General features: G+C 43.5%; 14 protein-coding genes. 2 read left to right on the top strand and 12 right to left on the bottom strand.

Annotated features, from left to right (window positions below):
- Positions 1 to 229: 229 nt before the first annotated feature.
- The 11 genes from rnr to ACX0G7_RS23115 form a co-directional block, all read right to left on the bottom strand.
- On the bottom strand, positions 230 to 2,782 hold the full coding sequence (gene rnr / locus ACX0G7_RS23165; protein WP_458925911.1) for a ribonuclease R: 2,553 nt from the start codon (positions 2,780 to 2,782) through the stop codon (positions 230 to 232).
- Positions 2,782 to 3,867 (bottom strand): tetraacyldisaccharide 4'-kinase, encoded by a 1,086-nt coding sequence (lpxK, locus tag ACX0G7_RS23160; protein WP_458925910.1) that lies wholly within the window; start codon positions 3,865 to 3,867, stop codon positions 2,782 to 2,784. The genes rnr and lpxK overlap by 1 nt, the downstream gene beginning before the upstream one ends.
- Positions 3,857 to 4,426 carry a 5-formyltetrahydrofolate cyclo-ligase gene (locus ACX0G7_RS23155; protein WP_458925909.1) on the bottom strand — a complete coding sequence of 190 codons (570 nt, stop codon included), beginning with the start codon at positions 4,424 to 4,426 and terminating at the stop codon, positions 3,857 to 3,859. Before ACX0G7_RS23155 ends, lpxK begins: the two co-directional genes overlap by 11 nt.
- Positions 4,420 to 5,052: a dethiobiotin synthase gene (bioD, locus tag ACX0G7_RS23150; protein ID WP_458925908.1), complete on the bottom strand. Its 633-nt coding sequence runs from the start codon at positions 5,050 to 5,052 to the stop codon at positions 4,420 to 4,422. Before bioD ends, ACX0G7_RS23155 begins: the two co-directional genes overlap by 7 nt.
- A 79-nt stretch (positions 5,053 to 5,131) precedes the next feature.
- Complete coding sequence (locus ACX0G7_RS23145) at positions 5,132 to 5,677, bottom strand: RsmD family RNA methyltransferase (RefSeq protein WP_458925907.1); 546 nt, start codon at positions 5,675 to 5,677, stop codon at positions 5,132 to 5,134.
- Positions 5,668 to 6,525 (bottom strand): DUF3822 family protein, encoded by an 858-nt coding sequence (locus ACX0G7_RS23140; protein ID WP_458925906.1) that lies wholly within the window; start codon positions 6,523 to 6,525, stop codon positions 5,668 to 5,670. The genes ACX0G7_RS23145 and ACX0G7_RS23140 overlap by 10 nt, the downstream gene beginning before the upstream one ends.
- Before the next feature lie 33 nt (positions 6,526 to 6,558).
- A complete protein-coding gene (locus ACX0G7_RS23135) occupies positions 6,559 to 6,912 on the bottom strand; it encodes a dihydroneopterin aldolase (RefSeq protein ID WP_458925905.1) in 354 nt (117 codons plus the stop codon).
- Positions 6,913 to 6,933: 21 nt separating this feature from the next.
- Positions 6,934 to 7,899 carry a thioredoxin-disulfide reductase gene (gene trxB, locus ACX0G7_RS23130; RefSeq protein WP_458925904.1) on the bottom strand — a complete coding sequence of 322 codons (966 nt, stop codon included), beginning with the start codon at positions 7,897 to 7,899 and terminating at the stop codon, positions 6,934 to 6,936.
- Positions 7,900 to 8,033: 134 nt separating this feature from the next.
- Entirely contained in the window at positions 8,034 to 8,945 is a 912-nt protein-coding gene (locus tag ACX0G7_RS23125; RefSeq protein ID WP_458925903.1) for a DUF4249 domain-containing protein, read from the bottom strand.
- A 102-nt stretch (positions 8,946 to 9,047) separates the two neighbouring features.
- A complete protein-coding gene (locus tag ACX0G7_RS23120; RefSeq protein ID WP_014217201.1) occupies positions 9,048 to 9,905 on the bottom strand; it encodes a sigma-70 family RNA polymerase sigma factor in 858 nt (285 codons plus the stop codon).
- Between the two features lie 366 nt (positions 9,906 to 10,271).
- Entirely contained in the window at positions 10,272 to 11,453 is a 1,182-nt protein-coding gene (locus ACX0G7_RS23115; protein WP_458925902.1) for an AIR synthase related protein, read from the bottom strand.
- Positions 11,454 to 11,592: 139 nt separating this feature from the next.
- On the opposite strand from ACX0G7_RS23115, the gene ACX0G7_RS23110 reads away from it, so the two are divergent.
- Positions 11,593 to 12,594: a bifunctional riboflavin kinase/FAD synthetase gene (locus ACX0G7_RS23110; protein ID WP_458925901.1), complete on the top strand. Its 1,002-nt coding sequence runs from the start codon at positions 11,593 to 11,595 to the stop codon at positions 12,592 to 12,594.
- Between the two features lie 4 nt (positions 12,595 to 12,598).
- On the opposite strand, the gene holA is transcribed toward ACX0G7_RS23110, so the two are convergent.
- Complete coding sequence (gene holA, locus ACX0G7_RS23105) at positions 12,599 to 13,597, bottom strand: DNA polymerase III subunit delta (RefSeq protein ID WP_458925900.1); 999 nt, start codon at positions 13,595 to 13,597, stop codon at positions 12,599 to 12,601.
- Positions 13,598 to 13,822: 225 nt separating this feature from the next.
- On the opposite strand from holA, the gene ACX0G7_RS23100 reads away from it, so the two are divergent.
- The gene (locus tag ACX0G7_RS23100) at positions 13,823 to 14,800 is read left to right on the top strand and encodes a zinc ribbon domain-containing protein (RefSeq protein WP_458925899.1); all 978 of its coding nucleotides are present in this window, start codon (positions 13,823 to 13,825) and stop codon (positions 14,798 to 14,800) included.
- Positions 14,801 to 14,934 lie beyond the last annotated feature (134 nt).

The raw sequence follows: 14,934 nt of genomic DNA, 5'->3' as shown, positions 1-14,934 counted from the left end.
TTACCCATCAGGCACATTGCTGGCCTGATGCGCTTGCCGCTGACACTTAGGAAATATTCATTTGGTTCGTACAGGGATGCCGGCGAGGTAGGAAAATGCCTGACATTGAACTTCTTTGAAAAAATCTCCGACAACTCTTGAAATGAATGCATAGGCAAAAATACAGGTCAACACCGACAGGTCAAAAGATCAATCGGTAATCGAGGTAGCAATTTTTTGTTTGAATAGATTATGATTTCGGTCCTTTAGACTTTGGCGTTGTTCCTTTTGTTTTATGTTTAGCCCCTTTCGGTTTTCCGGCATCTTTGTCTGCTTTGTGCTTGCCTGATTTATTTTTCTTTGGTTTTCCGTTTGATGATTTGCCCGCGTTTTGACCATATTGACTTTTGCCGGAATTAAACTTTTCTTTGGGCGGCCTGGGTCCGCGCTGACTACTTTCTCCGTGCGCGCTTTCCTTCCGGGAACCTTCTTTGCTACCACCAGCTTCGGTTGCCGGGTGACCAGTAGTTGCCGGCACCTGCCCTCCGGTTTTATATGGCATATTTTCTTCAGCAACCGCATTGCGGTTTTCGGGTATCCATACCTCAATTTCGGACTTAACTTCTTCAGTTTTTTCCACTGCACCCGGCCTGGGCGCCGATTGTGCTTCTTTCGGAATATTGTCTTTTTGCCGGGGTTTCATAGCGCCTCTTTTCTTCCCATCACCCCGTTTTCCGCCATATCTTTCGGTGTCGGACAACCGCTCTTCCCTATGACCGCGCTCAACATGATCACCATCGGTAGCACCAGCTTCGGGTTGTCCGGCAGCTTTCTTCACAGCGCCTGATCCGCTCTGCGCGAGTACCCATTCATAATCAAGCTGTCTCTTAGCGAGATTTGCGGCCACGATTTTGATTGTCACCTTATCTCCCATCCTGAATTTACGGCCTGATCTAAGGCCGACCAGGCTGTATTCGCCTTCTATGACGCGAAAATCATCATAGTCCTGTAAGCTTGTAATACTCACAAGCCCTTCACATTTATGCTGCACCGTTTCAACCCAGAATCCAAAAGTAGAAACTCCGCTGATCACGCCTTCGAACTCCTCTCCGAGGTAATCCTGCATGTACTCAACCTGTTTATATTTATTGGCTGCGCGTTCCGCTTCCATAGCAGATCTTTCTTTATCGCTGCAATGTTTACATTTCTGTTCCAGTTTCTTGTCGACCTGTGCGTCTTTATCCAGTATATCCTGAAGGATACGATGGACAAGGATATCCGGGTATCGCCTGATCGGAGAAGTAAAGTGGCAGTAGTGTTCAAAGCCAAGGCCGTAGTGACCTATATTTTCGGTTGTATAAATTGCTTTGGCCATAGTCCGTATGCCAAGCTGTTCCAGGACATGTTGTTCCGGTCTCCCCTTCACATCGTCCAGCATCTGGTTAAACGATTTAGAGATCCCTTCCGGTGAAGAGGTATCAAAGGTGTGACCATATTTTTTTGCGAAAGTGATAAATGGTGTCAGCTTCACTTCATCCGGTGTGTCATGCACCCGGTAGGGAAAAGGAAGTTCCTGTTTGTCGATCTTCACCTTACCTGCTACCTCTGCCACTGCCCTGTTTGCAAGGAGCATAAATTCCTCGATGAGCTGATGTGCCTCTTTGCTTTCCTTTACAACTATTCCTATGGGTTTCCCTTTTTCATCGAGCTTGAACCGTACTTCCTGTGATGAAAAATTGATGGCTCCTTTTTTAAAACGTCTTTTACGGTATTGTTGTGCGAGGCCATTCAGCAAAAGGATCTGGTCCTTATAAGGACCATCTTCCTGTTCAATTATTTCCTGTGCCTCTTCGTAAGTAAAACGGTGATCAGAATGTATAACAGTGCGGCCAAACCATTGCGATTTTATTTCCCCATCCTGCGTTATTTCGAAGACGGCAGAAAAAGTAAACTTGTCTTCCTTAGGGCGAAGTGAACATAACTCATTTGATATACGTTCGGGTAGCATTGGTGATACACGGTCGGGAAGGTAAACCGAAGTTGCACGATCATAAGCTTCCCTGTCAAGTTCGGTATCCGGTTCAACATAAAAACTGACATCGGCTATATGAACGCCGATCTCATAATTATCATTCTTCAGTACCTGGAAAGAAATTGCGTCATCGAAATCCTTGGCATCGACCGGGTCGATGGTAAACGTAAGAATATCCCTGAAGTCCCTTCTTTTTTTAATTTCGCTTGCCGGCAGTACATCCGGGATACGCTCACTTTCTTCAATCACACTGTCAGGAAACATCAGCGGAAATCCATTTTCCATAAGGATCTCCTTCATCGCCTGGTCATTCACATCTGAAGCGTCCATTACCTGGATGACTTCTCCTACTGGTTTTTTGTTTTTTTCCCACTCAACGATTCTCACTATTGCCTGGTCGCCGTTTGCTGCGTTATTAAGTTTGTTTAAAGGGATATAAATGTCGGGTACGGGTTTATCAGAGTTAACGATAAAAAAAGCAAAATTTTTGCTGACGTCCACGCGACCCATGAACTCCATTTGTTTTCGTTTGACCACCTCCGTTATCTCACCCTGCTTGCGTCCCGACCTGGATTGATCCCCTCTTACTTTTACTCTTACAATGTCGCCATGCATCGCGGTATTGAAATCAGTTGGCCTGACCAGGATATCTTCCGGGTTATTCTCGACAATAACGAATCCCATTCCTGACCTGGTAATATCAAGAACACCTTTTAAAGTGTCGGAATGTGAAGATTTTTTATTCTTGTTTTTTGATTGTTTTCTGTTCATTAATTTTTGTTGTTTTTGGTATCAAAACCTTCAATGAATGTAGTGATAATATTATTAAAGCGTGGGCCATCTTCAAAAAGGAAATGGCTTTGGATCGGGATCACATAAAACGGCAATTCGCCTAGGTGCTCCCTGTATTTTATCAACCTGACTGCATCTTTTTCAGTAGTGATAATAATTTTGTGCCGCGCAGTCATCCCATGGTAACGTTGCACAATTTCCTTCCAGTCATCCGTGCTGAAAATGTGATGATCGTTGTAGAGTAACTCATAATAGGTGGCGGCCTTTTCACCCAGGTATTTTTTTAAAGGTGCCGGGTTTGCAATTCCGGATATGAGAAGAACCTCTGCTGTCCCATCGATATTGACCGGTTCCCGGGTGAGGATATGATAAGGCAACCCATAGATAATATCAGTGAAAAAAACCTCCTGACCCGGGCGCGGCGAGATCTCACTGATAATGGATGCCTGTTCCTGCCGGCTCAGATCGGGCCTGCATTTGGTGACAACGATAAGATCTGCCCGCCTATAACTCCGGCGTTCGTCACGGAGGTTGCCGGTGGGCAAAAACCAGTCCCTGGTGAAAAGATGACTAAAATCCGTCAGCAGTATGTTCAGTCCGGCCTTAACAGCTCTATGCTGGAATGCATCATCGAGTATTATTACACCTGTGTCAGGCCGGTCGTGGAGTATCTGCGGCACAGCGGCCAATCTTTCTTCTCCTACCGCGACTGCTATCTCAGGGAACTTCTGATAAAATTGCATCGGTTCATCACCAATCTCAAGGGCAGTGGAGTTTTTGTTGGCCATTGCATAACCTTTGGTTCTTCTTTTATAACCCCTGCTCAGGATCGCAGGGGGAACCTTTGTAATCACCAATCTTACCAGGTATTCAACCATCGGGGACTTTCCGGTTCCCCCGGCAGAAAGATTCCCGACACAGATCAATGGCTTGTTGAAGGTTGTTGAACGCAAAATATTGTTGTCGTACATCCTGTTCCTTAGCCAGACAATAAAACCGTAGATGAGAGAGAAAGGAAATAATAAGGTCCGAAGCGGTTTAAACAGTGGCGCATTAAAATTCATACAGGCGACTCGGAGTTATACAATAGTCTAAAGGTACATCAAATTCATTGATGTCACTGACCGGCTCCACCGCGCCAAAAAAGCTGAAGCCTATCTTAACTACATCTTTACGGCACCTGATGAGATACCTGTCATAATAACCTTTACCGTAACCTACCCGGAATCCATTCTTATCAAAGGCAAGTAATGGAACAAAAACCAGGTCAATCAAAACAGGGGCAACAATGGCGTTGCCTATAGGTTCAAGAATATCATATTTATTTTTTGCAAAAAGACCCTGCTCTTCCAGCAGATGCGCCTCCATTCCAACTATATCCGGATCCGTTTTTGGCCACGCTATTTTTGCAAGAGGAAACCTGCTGAGGATCACCTGTTCACACACGGCTACATTAAATTCCTTCCGACTGACTAAGGGATAATACGATAACAAAAATTTCACGTCAGGCAATGAAAGGGTTTCGAGATGCGATTTGATCTGTCTCGTAAATACTTCGATCTGTTCATCTTCAAGATCAAGTCTCTTGTTCAGATACTCCCGCCGTAATTCTGATTTTAACATAACGATGTTTCAAGTTTCTCCCTTAGAACTTTTGCCTGGGCGGATATAAACTCAGGATTGACATTTGCGGTAAACGGTACAGATCCCAGCCGTGGTAAGTTGGTCCACCCCGCAATCTCGTTTTCATAGTCGAGATACTGATCATTAAAAACCCATCCGAGGACCGGTAGTTTTTTTTCTTTCGCCAGATGTGCAGTGAGCAGTGAATGGTTGATACTTCCTAAATAGTTTCGGCTGACCAGGATTACTTTGGCCCCCAGTAGCTGAACGAGATCAGCTATAAATTCTTTATCGTTTAAGGGTACCATCAAACCTCCGGCACCTTCGACAATTAAGTTACATTTTATTTCCGGTACAGCATTACAAATCTTTTGAATTGATATGTTGATTCCTTCCTCTCTTGCAGCGATATGTGGTGACGCCGGCTTGCGCAGCCGGTAAAGCTCGGGATGCACCCGCGTGTTGCCGTTACGAATATGTTTTTTTATCCATTCACTATCAGTTTCGCTTTCAAGGCCTGCCTGTACAGGCTTCCAGTAATCAGCTTCAAGTGCTTCGGCAAGGATAGCTGAAATAATTGTTTTCCCTATTCCGGTTCCTATGCCGGTTACAAAAAAGATTGCCATACGATTTGATTAGTTAACCAGCGAACCAGGTGGATTACTTTATTACGGCCTTTGCAGATCTGAACTTGCCAATGAGTTTTCAGGCCTCCCTGTTTACAAAAATACTGAAGATAGTGGTGCCGTATTTCCTGGCTGTTGAAAACTGGGGTGACTTTTCATAATCATTCCGCGGTGTGTGTTCGAGCACAAACCAACCGCCGGCATTCAATAATTTTTTTTCAAAAACAATAACCGGGAGATTGTCAATAGTTGCGAGTGCATATGGAGGGCCGGCGAATATAAAGTCGTATTTGTCTGTACATTGCTCCAGGAACCTAAACACATCCATCCTGACAACGTTAATCTGCGGTAGGGATAATTGAATAGCTGTCTTCCGGATGAACTCAAACATAGCCTGGTCTTTTTCAACGGTTGTTATATCCTTACAGCCTCTTGAGGCCATCTCATAACTGATGCTCCCTGTACCTCCGAAAATGTCAAGAACCTTCAGTGAAGAAATGTCCAGGTTGTTTTCAATAACATTGAATAATCCCTCCTTAGCCACGTCAGTCGTCGGCCTGGTATGCGGCATATTGCCTGGTGGATTAATTTTCCTTCCACCTATATCTCCTCCAATTATACGCATAGTGCCATCCGGACAAGAGGTGAAAAATAATGAGATGGAAATTGTTTCAATATTCCTGCCGGATCGATTGCTGCCGGTAATGGATCCCACACCAGGTACTGAAAGTATTTATTCAGTTCAGTGTAAAGTATAGAGTCTTCATCTATAAGGCCTGAAATTTTTAACACCACATCCTCCTGTCTCACGTCATGGGCCTTTAGTACACTGAGCAGGTAATAACTTACGTCTTCCGGGGTCTGGTAATTAAAGCTCTGCATGATGAGCAATTCCCCATCCCTGAATGCACCCACAATAAACTTATCTGCATAAAACATCACGCGTATCCGGGCAAGGTCAGCGGGTGAATCTTTTTCCACCTGGAAAAATGAAAGCTGCAGCGTATAATAATGCCAGTAGCTGGACGAAGTAAATTTTTGCTGAAACAGCCTGTGAATATCAGGTGGTATACGATACACATTATAGACAGGAAGAACATCAACTTTTTCGCTCATCACCAATCCTTTTTCTGCATCTCCGAACATAAGGTCGAGGACGGACCGGTTGAGATCTGCCTGGAAATAATTTTCCGGTACCAGTGTGCTATCGGGATAATGGTAAACCATTACAACCCTGGCGACACGATTATTAAGCATAAGATCGTCCCTGAGCAATTCTTCCATTATGGATATGGAATCTTTGTCAACAGTATCCTCAATATTGTAATGTCTTACTCCAAGCAATTTCTGTTTGGCCTGGTTGTACCAGACGCAACCCAGAAAATTTGCAGATACCTCGAGCAGCATGATGCTCTGTTCCCACTCAGCCGGATTAATATTAAGCGCGGTAATATCAAATGATGGTCTAATCATATCAGGATGCAATTTTACCAAGATTATCCGGATTTAATACACCCGGTTCAGACTTATCCCAACGCGACCCTGAAATTGAGGAATTGGAGGCTGTAGCTTTAATATAGATATAACCGAACTTTTGATGTACGGAAATTTATGATAGATATCGTCCAGTATAAGCTTACCGACTTTTTCAAGCAATGGGGTTGGCTCTTTCATTCTTTCCTTAACGATATTCAGTAGTTCAACATAACTGATGGTATCATCCAACGTATCGAAGTTCTTCCCGGAAGCCTCATATTGAACTTTAAGGTTAACTTCGAAATCTCCACCTACCAGCGGCTCTCCACTATATAAGCCATGAAACGCGTGTAGCCTTACCTGGTCGAGTATGATTGTTACCATGGAAGATATCGGTTTATAATATCAATAGGAATCTGCACTTACATCGTGCCCCTTGGCAGAGAGATACCTCTCGGCATCTAACGCAGCCATACAACCGCTTCCTGCAGCGGTAACCGCCTGGCGATAAATTTTGTCCTGTACATCACCAGATGCAAACACTCCGTCGATATTTGTTTTCGTGGTACCCGGGATGGTTTTTATATAACCCGCTTCATCCATTTCAAGCCAGTCTTTAAAAATTGCTGAATTGGGCTGATGTCCAATGGCAACAAAAAAACCGCTGACTGGAATTACCTGGCTCTCACCTGTTTTAGTGTTCTTCAACTTAACTTTTTCAACTTTCGTTTCGCCGATTACTTCTTCAGTTTCTGAGTTCCAGTAAATCTTGATGTTTGGTGTTTTGAGTACACGGTCCTGCATAATTTTAGAGGCGCGCATTTCGCCACGACGAACAACCATATGAACGGTACTGCAAAGTTTTGACAGGTACAATGCTTCTTCAGCTGCAGTATCACCTGCTCCAACTATCGCTACTTCTTTTCCGCGAAAGAAAAATCCATCACAAACGGCACAGGCACTTACACCAAAGCCATTCAGTCTTTCTTCACTTTCGAGTCCCAGCCATTTCGCAGAGGCACCGGTTGCGATAATCACCGATTCAGCTTCCAGTTCCTTCTCCTCATCTATCCAGACCTTAAAAGGAGATTTTGAGAAATCAACTTTGGTGGCTAAGCCGAAACGTATGTCAGCTCCCATGCGCTGCGCCTGTTTTTCGAAATCTATCATCATCTCAGGTCCCTGAACGCCATCCTTATAACCTGGGTAATTTTCTACTTCGGTAGTTATTGTTAACTGCCCACCGGGCTGAATGCCCTGGTAGAGTACAGGTTTCATATTCGCTCTGGCGGCATAGATTGCCGCAGTATAACCGGCCGGACCGGAACCGATAATCAGACACTCTATTTTCTCTATATCTGAAGTTTTCATATCCTGACTAAAATTTATAAATGCTAATAAAAGTTGGCAAAGTTACGCTATTTCATCCTTGCCACGAAAGGATACGCAAGTTACCGATTGCGGCTTAGTTCTGCGCAGGACGAGAGCGTGTGGTAATAACTTGTTTACTTCGGTATTTTGATCGAAATATACTGAACCGAATATCCACCAAAATACCCCAGGGCACCGCCATCAACGTTTGTTACTACCCTGGTAGGTGACGAAAAGGGGTTACCGATACTCGAATAGCTGTATTCGATGGTCCGCCAGAAATCGAAGGTTGCGCGATCGATGTTGGTCATCTTTACAACTATAGAATCGCCGCGGTCGAAGAAGGAATACTGTTCGAAATCTATTTCTTCATTCCGGTTGACCCCCTGTTCGATCTGAACCTTATAGCTTTTGCCGTCAACGATATTATCATCAAAAACAGAATTCAGCCCCGGAAAAAATGGTCCACCGTTAGTGGAGGTGAAGAACCTGATATAGTTGCCTAAACCGGGAGGATCGGTAGTTTGTCCGTAAAGGATCACCTTGGAAGTATCATCTTGTTGTTTTACGGTTTCCCAGCTAAGAGAGTCAATCTTTTTTGTCAGGAATGGAATAGTGGTGGTGGCCTTGTACTCTTTTCCCGCTACTTTGATGTTCATCGAATATGCCTTTCCCTGTTCTCCCCGGAATAATGTGGCTACCTGGGCCGAATCAACCGTATAATAGGAAAGTTTATATGTGCCGGATAGCGGGACCTCGTATTCTTTCAGACGGTGAGTTTTAGCGCCATTCGAGATGGTGATTTCAGCATCATGAACAAAAGAATTAACAAGCATATCGAGTGAGATCTCGCTGAAAAAGCTGAAACTGTTTGAAAGCAAAACCGTCGGATATTCGCCATCTTCAATGGTCGCTTCCACCACGAGTTCCGGCGTAGATTCGTTCGGGACAAAATCAATTGGTTTCTCGCAGGAATGGAATAACAGCATGACCGCGGCGGCGACAACGGGATAAAGCAAAAACCTTTTCTGATCAGCGTTTGTCAATCTTCCAGTATTTTGGGACGAGGTCGTTAAACCAAAAGTAGTGCAGATAGTTCACAAAAAAACCCCGCAGCTGCGGGGTTCACTTTGAAATTTTATACTTTACTACCCTAAATAAGCTTTTAATGCGTTGCTGTAACGAGCCTTCTGAAGACGCTTGATAGCTCTCTCCTTGATCTGGCGGATACGCTCTTTCGTTAAGTCGTATTTCTGACCAATTTGCTCAATGGTTACACCATTTTCACCATCAAGACCGAAATAGGCGTTCACAATTTCTGCTTCCCTTGGACTAAGTGACTTAAGCACCCGGCGGATCTCATTACGGAGCGAATCCTTCATAACATCGTCATCAGTATCATCACCACCTTCGAGCAAATCTCCCATTGCAACATCTTCGGCTTCGTGCACGGGTGCATCGAGTGAAGTATGCCTGGTATTGCTTTGGAATATGTTGTTGATCTCTGTTTCACTCATTTCGAGTAATTCAGCCAGTTCCTCGGTGCTTGGCTCCCTTTCATGCTCCTGCTCGAAAGCCATATAAGCCTTGTTGGCCTTATTATATGTACCAATCTTATTCTGGGGAAGACGAACCAGTCTGCCTTGTTCAGCTAAAGCCTGAAGGATAGACTGACGGATCCACCACACAGCATAAGAAATAAATTTAAAACCTTTGGTTTCATCGAAACGCTGGGCAGCCTTGATCAGACCAAGGTTACCTTCGTTGATAAGGTCACTCAGGGAAAGACCCTGGTGTTGATATTGTTTAGCAACAGAAACCACGAAACGTAAATTCGCCTGTACTAATTTATCCAAAGCCTTTTGGTCCCCCATCTTGATACGCTGGGCAAGAACAGTTTCCTCTTCGGGAGTGATCATCGGAATCTTTGATATTTCCTGGAGGTACTTTTCTACTGCCTGCGAATCGCGATTTGTTATCTGCGTAGCTATTTTAAGCTGTCTCATATCTTAAATAAATAAATTGACTAATCCGGATTTAGGGGGTACGGGATCAACAATTATTAGACACAATAAGTTCTGTGGACGTTGTAAAAAGGGTAAGTTAAAACTTTTTTTCCGCTCTGAACCTGAACAAATGTAGTGTCTGACTTTTAGAATTCATAGTGTTTTAAAAAAAAAGAAATCATTTTAGGGTAAATACTTACAGTTAACTGTATGAGTTCCACAGGGTAGCAAAAACAATACTCTTGCAAAACCCAAGCCAGCATTATCTCTTAGCCTGCCACAGGCAAATTCACATCCAGGTAAGTTTATTGCAAACAATCATGTGTGCTGTTAGAAGCGCATAATAACTGTCGATAAAAGCGGTATTTATGTAAACAATATTTCTTCTCCTTTATGTCTGATCACAAGCTCTTTGGCTGCCGCAGCTTCGACCCGTCCAACAACCTGGGCGGCAATTCCCAGTTTTTCAGCCGTTTTGATCATCCTGCCAGCCTCATTTTCGCTGGTAAAGATCTCCAGCCGGTGACCCATGTTGAAAACCTGGAACATTTCGCGATTGTCGGATCCCGAAGCCTGCTTAATGAGGTCAAAAATAACCGGGGGATCGAACAGATTATCCTTTATCAGCCGGAGCGGTGAGGGAAGATATTTCAGGCATTTGGTCTGCCCTCCCCCACTGCAATGTATAATTCCATGAATATCATCGAATTGCTCCGCCAGCAAACTTTTCAGCAATGGTGCGTAGGTCCTGGTCGGCGAAAGGAGGAGCTGGCCGATATTGAGTGTTCCTGTTGCGTCAATGGAAGACGGAGCCGGGTCGGTCATCCTGTATGGTCCGATATAGGTAACGGCGGGAGACAGGCTTCCCTCATAGGTTTCCGGGTATTTTTCTGCATAATATCGTGAAAGAACATCGTGTCTCGCACTTGTCAGACCATTACTGCCCAGCCCACTATTGTACTGCGTTTCATAAACGGTTTTGCCTGCACTTGAGAAACCTACGATCACATCTCCCGGAACTATATTATCATTGGTTATCAGCCTGTTCTTGGGCCATCTTGCCATCATGGTGCCATTCACCGCAATGGTACGGACCAGGTCACCGACATCAGCTGTTTCGCCACCAAGAAAACGAATGTTTATTCCAAACTGTTTAAGGTCATCAAAAAACTCCTGTGTGCCGTTTATGACGGCTTCCAGTACTTCCCCCGGGATAGTCTTTTTGTTCCTGTCGATCGTTGAAGAAAACAGGAAATTGTCGTGAATACCTACACAAAGCAGATCATCCAGGTTCATCACGATAGCATCCTGCGCAATACCCTTCCAAACAGACAGATCGCCGGTTTCTTTCCAGTACAGGTAAGCCAGAATGCTTTTAGTTCCTGCTCCGTCGGCATGCATAAGGTTTACCCAGTTATCATCTCCATTAAGATAGTCAGGATAGATTTTACAGAATGCATTTGGAAACAAGCCTTTGTCAAGTTTTTCAGTCGCCTTATGGACCTCTTCCTTCTGCGCAGAGACACCACGCTGATTATAAAGACTCATTATTGATTTTTGATTGGCGCAAAAGTAACCATGATTTTGATTATTCTGTCGTGTAAAGACGGTAATAATGCCGTCTTATAGTTTTAATAAGCCAAATCATGTTTACTTTGCGGATTAAATAAAGGAACGAGTCGAAAATATGCAGGTTTACAGAGATACCGGCAAAATACCGGATTTCAGGAATGGAGTTGTGACGATTGGCACATTTGACGGCGTGCACACTGGCCATCGCCAGATAATTGCCCAGTTAAAGGAAGAAGCAAATCAAATAGACGGAGAAACCGTGATTATTACCTTCCATCCACATCCCCGCCGGGTAGTAGGAGACGCTTCCAGGTCTGTTCAGCTACTCAATACCATCGAAGAAAAAACCGCCCTCCTTGCTGAAGCCGGCATTGATCATCTCGTCATCTGCCCTTTTACCGAGCATTTTTCACAACTCACCGCCGAAGAATATATCACGGAGTTCCTCCTCAAAAAGTTTAATCCCCGTACCATCGTAATTGGCTATGATCACCGTTTTGGCCAGGGAAGAAAAGGAGATTATAAGTTACTTGAAGATTTTAGTGAGAAATACGCTTTCAGGTTAAAAGAGATCCCGGCACATATTATTAATGAAAGCACTGTCAGTTCAACCGGCATACGAAAGGCCCTTCTTGCCGGCGATACCGACACGGCTTCAAAGTTGCTTGGATACGACTATTTTTTCCAGGGAAAGGTGATCGAAGGGAACAAACTGGGCCGAACACTCGGTTATCCAACGGCAAACTTAGATGTGGAGAACCCGGAGAAACTCATTCCCGGCAATGGGGTTTATGCAGTTTCTGTTGAGCTGGATGAACCAGGCGACCATGTTGCAGGGAAATTCTTAAAGTATTCTACGGGGTACATAGATAAGATGCATCTTGATAAATTGCATGCAGGCATGATGAACATTGGCGTAAGACCAACAGTTGATCATTCGGCAAGGCGAACCATAGAGATCAATCTTCTGAATTTCGACGGTGATCTGTATGGGCGCACACTGACGGTTTACCTCCGGAAATTTCTAAGACCCGAACTCAAATTTTCCGGCCTTGATGCGCTTAAACAACAACTCGCAACGGACAGGCAGCAAGCACTGCAAATTCTAAGAACATGATGAACTAACTCATCATTTTAACGACCATCTCTTTAAGAAGAGATGCATCGCTCGTTCCGGTGTCGTTCACACCAACACTTCTAAGATTATAATAATGCAATAAGATGAGTGCATTTTCGGTTCCGTTGAACCCATAGTTCTTTGCTGTGGTCATATAATCTTTTACAAAAAACGCATTGACGCCGATATTAGCTGCTACCTGTTTTTCATCATTTGATTGCTGGCCGAATATCATGTAGGTCTTGCTAAACAAGTTATACAGGGTTGGCAAGATCAACTGTATTGGGGCAGCCTTGGGGTTGGCTTCAAAATAGCTAATGATCTGTATGGCTTTCGAAAGATTCTTTTTAGCCAGTGCAGCCTGTAATTCAAACGGATTATATTCTTTGCTGATGCCAACATAGTTTTCAATATCATCCTCAGATATTGCGCGACGACTTCCGAGGTTTACCAGCATTTTATTGATCTCATTTTCTATACGACTCAAATCATTGCCGATATGATCAATCAAGAGTGCGAGGGCTTTGGGTGCGATAGAATACCCTTTAGATTGCACCAGGTCATTGGTCCAGTCTGGCAGCTGGTTTTCATACATTTTTTTTGTTGTCACAATCTCGCCCTTCTCCTTGATCATCCGGGCAAGGGCGGTTCTGCCATCAAGCTTTTTTTCTTTGTGAGATATAATGAATACTGTGGAAGCCAGGGGTTTTTCAACATATTGCGATAACTTATCGAGATCACGCATTTGTTGTGCTTCCTTAAGAATCACGACCTGGCGATCGGCAAACATAGGATACCGCCTTGAGGCATTGATGATATCAACCCAGTTTGCATCCTTACCATAAAACACGGTCAGATTGAATGAAGCTTCGGATTCGCTCAGGATTTTTGTTTCTGCAAAATCGGTAAGCAAATCGATAAAATAGCTCTCCTCCCCTTCAAAAAGATAGACCGGTTTAAAGTTTTTCTTCTTCCACTCATTGATTATTTTGTCCGTGTTCATTATATAATTACGTTAAAAAAATGGTTATTAAAATCACCATTTTGAAAAAAAATAATTTTATAGTTTTTTGAAAGTTCAAGTCCTTCAAGGGTTTCAGGCGAAATTAGCATTTCGACAAAGATCTAAAATAAAACTGGCATGGTTTTGGACCAATCGATATCCGTAACCCGGTTCAGGGAACCAATAACCGGATTCTAAACATTAGAAATATAAACATACACAATTATGAGCACAACAAATTATCCATCAGCCACCCCATCAAATGAGACACCGAAACGGGATTCGAAAAACTTAATTATAGGTTTACTCGCAGTAGGTATCCTTGGTACCTGGGGTTATTTCCTTTGGGACAAAAATCAGTCTGACCAGCAGATAACTCAACTTCAGACACAGTATGTTGCTGTTGATTCTAGCAAAACTGAAATCGAAAAAAGTTATGGTGCTGCTGTTAGCCGTCTTGATTCATTGACTGGATATAACAATGAGCTCGAAGGTAAACTGACTGAGAAAAATTCAGAAATAAAGACACTCAGAGGCCGTATCGATGGTATCCTGAGAAAACAAAGGCTCACAGAAAAAGAAAAGAAAGAAGCCCAGGCTTTGATCAACGAGCTGAACGAGAAGATCAGCAATATGGAGCAGGAAGTTGCCCGTCTTACAGCTGAAAATGGTGTGTTAACTGAAAAGAACACAACACTTACAACTGAAAAAGAGAAAGTAACCCAGGAACTTGCTACTACAACTGCAGTAAAAACTGAACTGGAAGGTAAAGTTGATGTTGCGTCTACGCTTAACGCTTATGGAATTTCAATTACTCCGGTAGATGAAAGAAAAAGCGGTAAAGAGAAAGTAACTGCAAAAGCAAAAAGAGTTGACAAACTGGTTATTGCTTTTGATGTTGACAACCGTATCGTTGCCACTGGTCCAACCGAAGTATATGTTAGCATCACTGGTCCTGATGGTCAGCCGATTGCTGTAGAAGCTTTAGGTTCTGGTAAATTCACAACCCGTGAAGAAGGTGAAAAACTTTTCACTACTAAAGTACCAGTAGATTTCGAAGCTGGTAAGAAAAAACATGTTGAGTTTGCATGGAAGCAAAACAGCGATTTCAAAACCGGTGATTACAAAATTGAAATCTACCACAATGGTTTTAAAATCGGTGAAGGTGTAAGAACTCTTAAGAAAGGTGGAATCTTCGGTTAATCAAAACCGCACTATAAAAAAAAGCCGTCTCATCGAGACGGCTTTTTTATTTGTATGACTTCAAACAGCAATGATTTCTTCCCGGCATAACCGGCGCAGTCAGGCGCGTTCTGATCTTTATGATGATGACTTAT

The organism is Flavitalea antarctica (genome assembly GCF_054461535.1).
This window is presented reverse-complemented; position numbering and strand designations above follow the sequence as displayed.

Coding starts and splice junctions, on each gene's coding strand:
- rnr (WP_458925911.1), bottom strand. CDS start 2,782: ATGAACAGAAAACAATCAAAAAACAAGAATAAAAAATCTTCACATTCC.
- lpxK (WP_458925910.1), bottom strand. CDS start 3,867: ATGAATTTTAATGCGCCACTGTTTAAACCGCTTCGGACCTTATTATTT.
- ACX0G7_RS23155 (WP_458925909.1), bottom strand. CDS start 4,426: ATGTTAAAATCAGAATTACGGCGGGAGTATCTGAACAAGAGACTTGAT.
- bioD (WP_458925908.1), bottom strand. CDS start 5,052: ATGGCAATCTTTTTTGTAACCGGCATAGGAACCGGAATAGGGAAAACA.
- ACX0G7_RS23145 (WP_458925907.1), bottom strand. CDS start 5,677: ATGCGTATAATTGGAGGAGATATAGGTGGAAGGAAAATTAATCCACCA.
- ACX0G7_RS23140 (WP_458925906.1), bottom strand. CDS start 6,525: ATGATTAGACCATCATTTGATATTACCGCGCTTAATATTAATCCGGCT.
- ACX0G7_RS23135 (WP_458925905.1), bottom strand. CDS start 6,912: ATGGTAACAATCATACTCGACCAGGTAAGGCTACACGCGTTTCATGGC.
- trxB (WP_458925904.1), bottom strand. CDS start 7,899: ATGAAAACTTCAGATATAGAGAAAATAGAGTGTCTGATTATCGGTTCC.
- ACX0G7_RS23120 (WP_014217201.1), bottom strand. CDS start 9,905: ATGAGACAGCTTAAAATAGCTACGCAGATAACAAATCGCGATTCGCAG.
- ACX0G7_RS23115 (WP_458925902.1), bottom strand. CDS start 11,453: ATGAGTCTTTATAATCAGCGTGGTGTCTCTGCGCAGAAGGAAGAGGTC.
- ACX0G7_RS23110 (WP_458925901.1), top strand. CDS start 11,593: ATGCAGGTTTACAGAGATACCGGCAAAATACCGGATTTCAGGAATGGA.
- holA (WP_458925900.1), bottom strand. CDS start 13,597: ATGAACACGGACAAAATAATCAATGAGTGGAAGAAGAAAAACTTTAAA.
- ACX0G7_RS23100 (WP_458925899.1), top strand. CDS start 13,823: ATGAGCACAACAAATTATCCATCAGCCACCCCATCAAATGAGACACCG.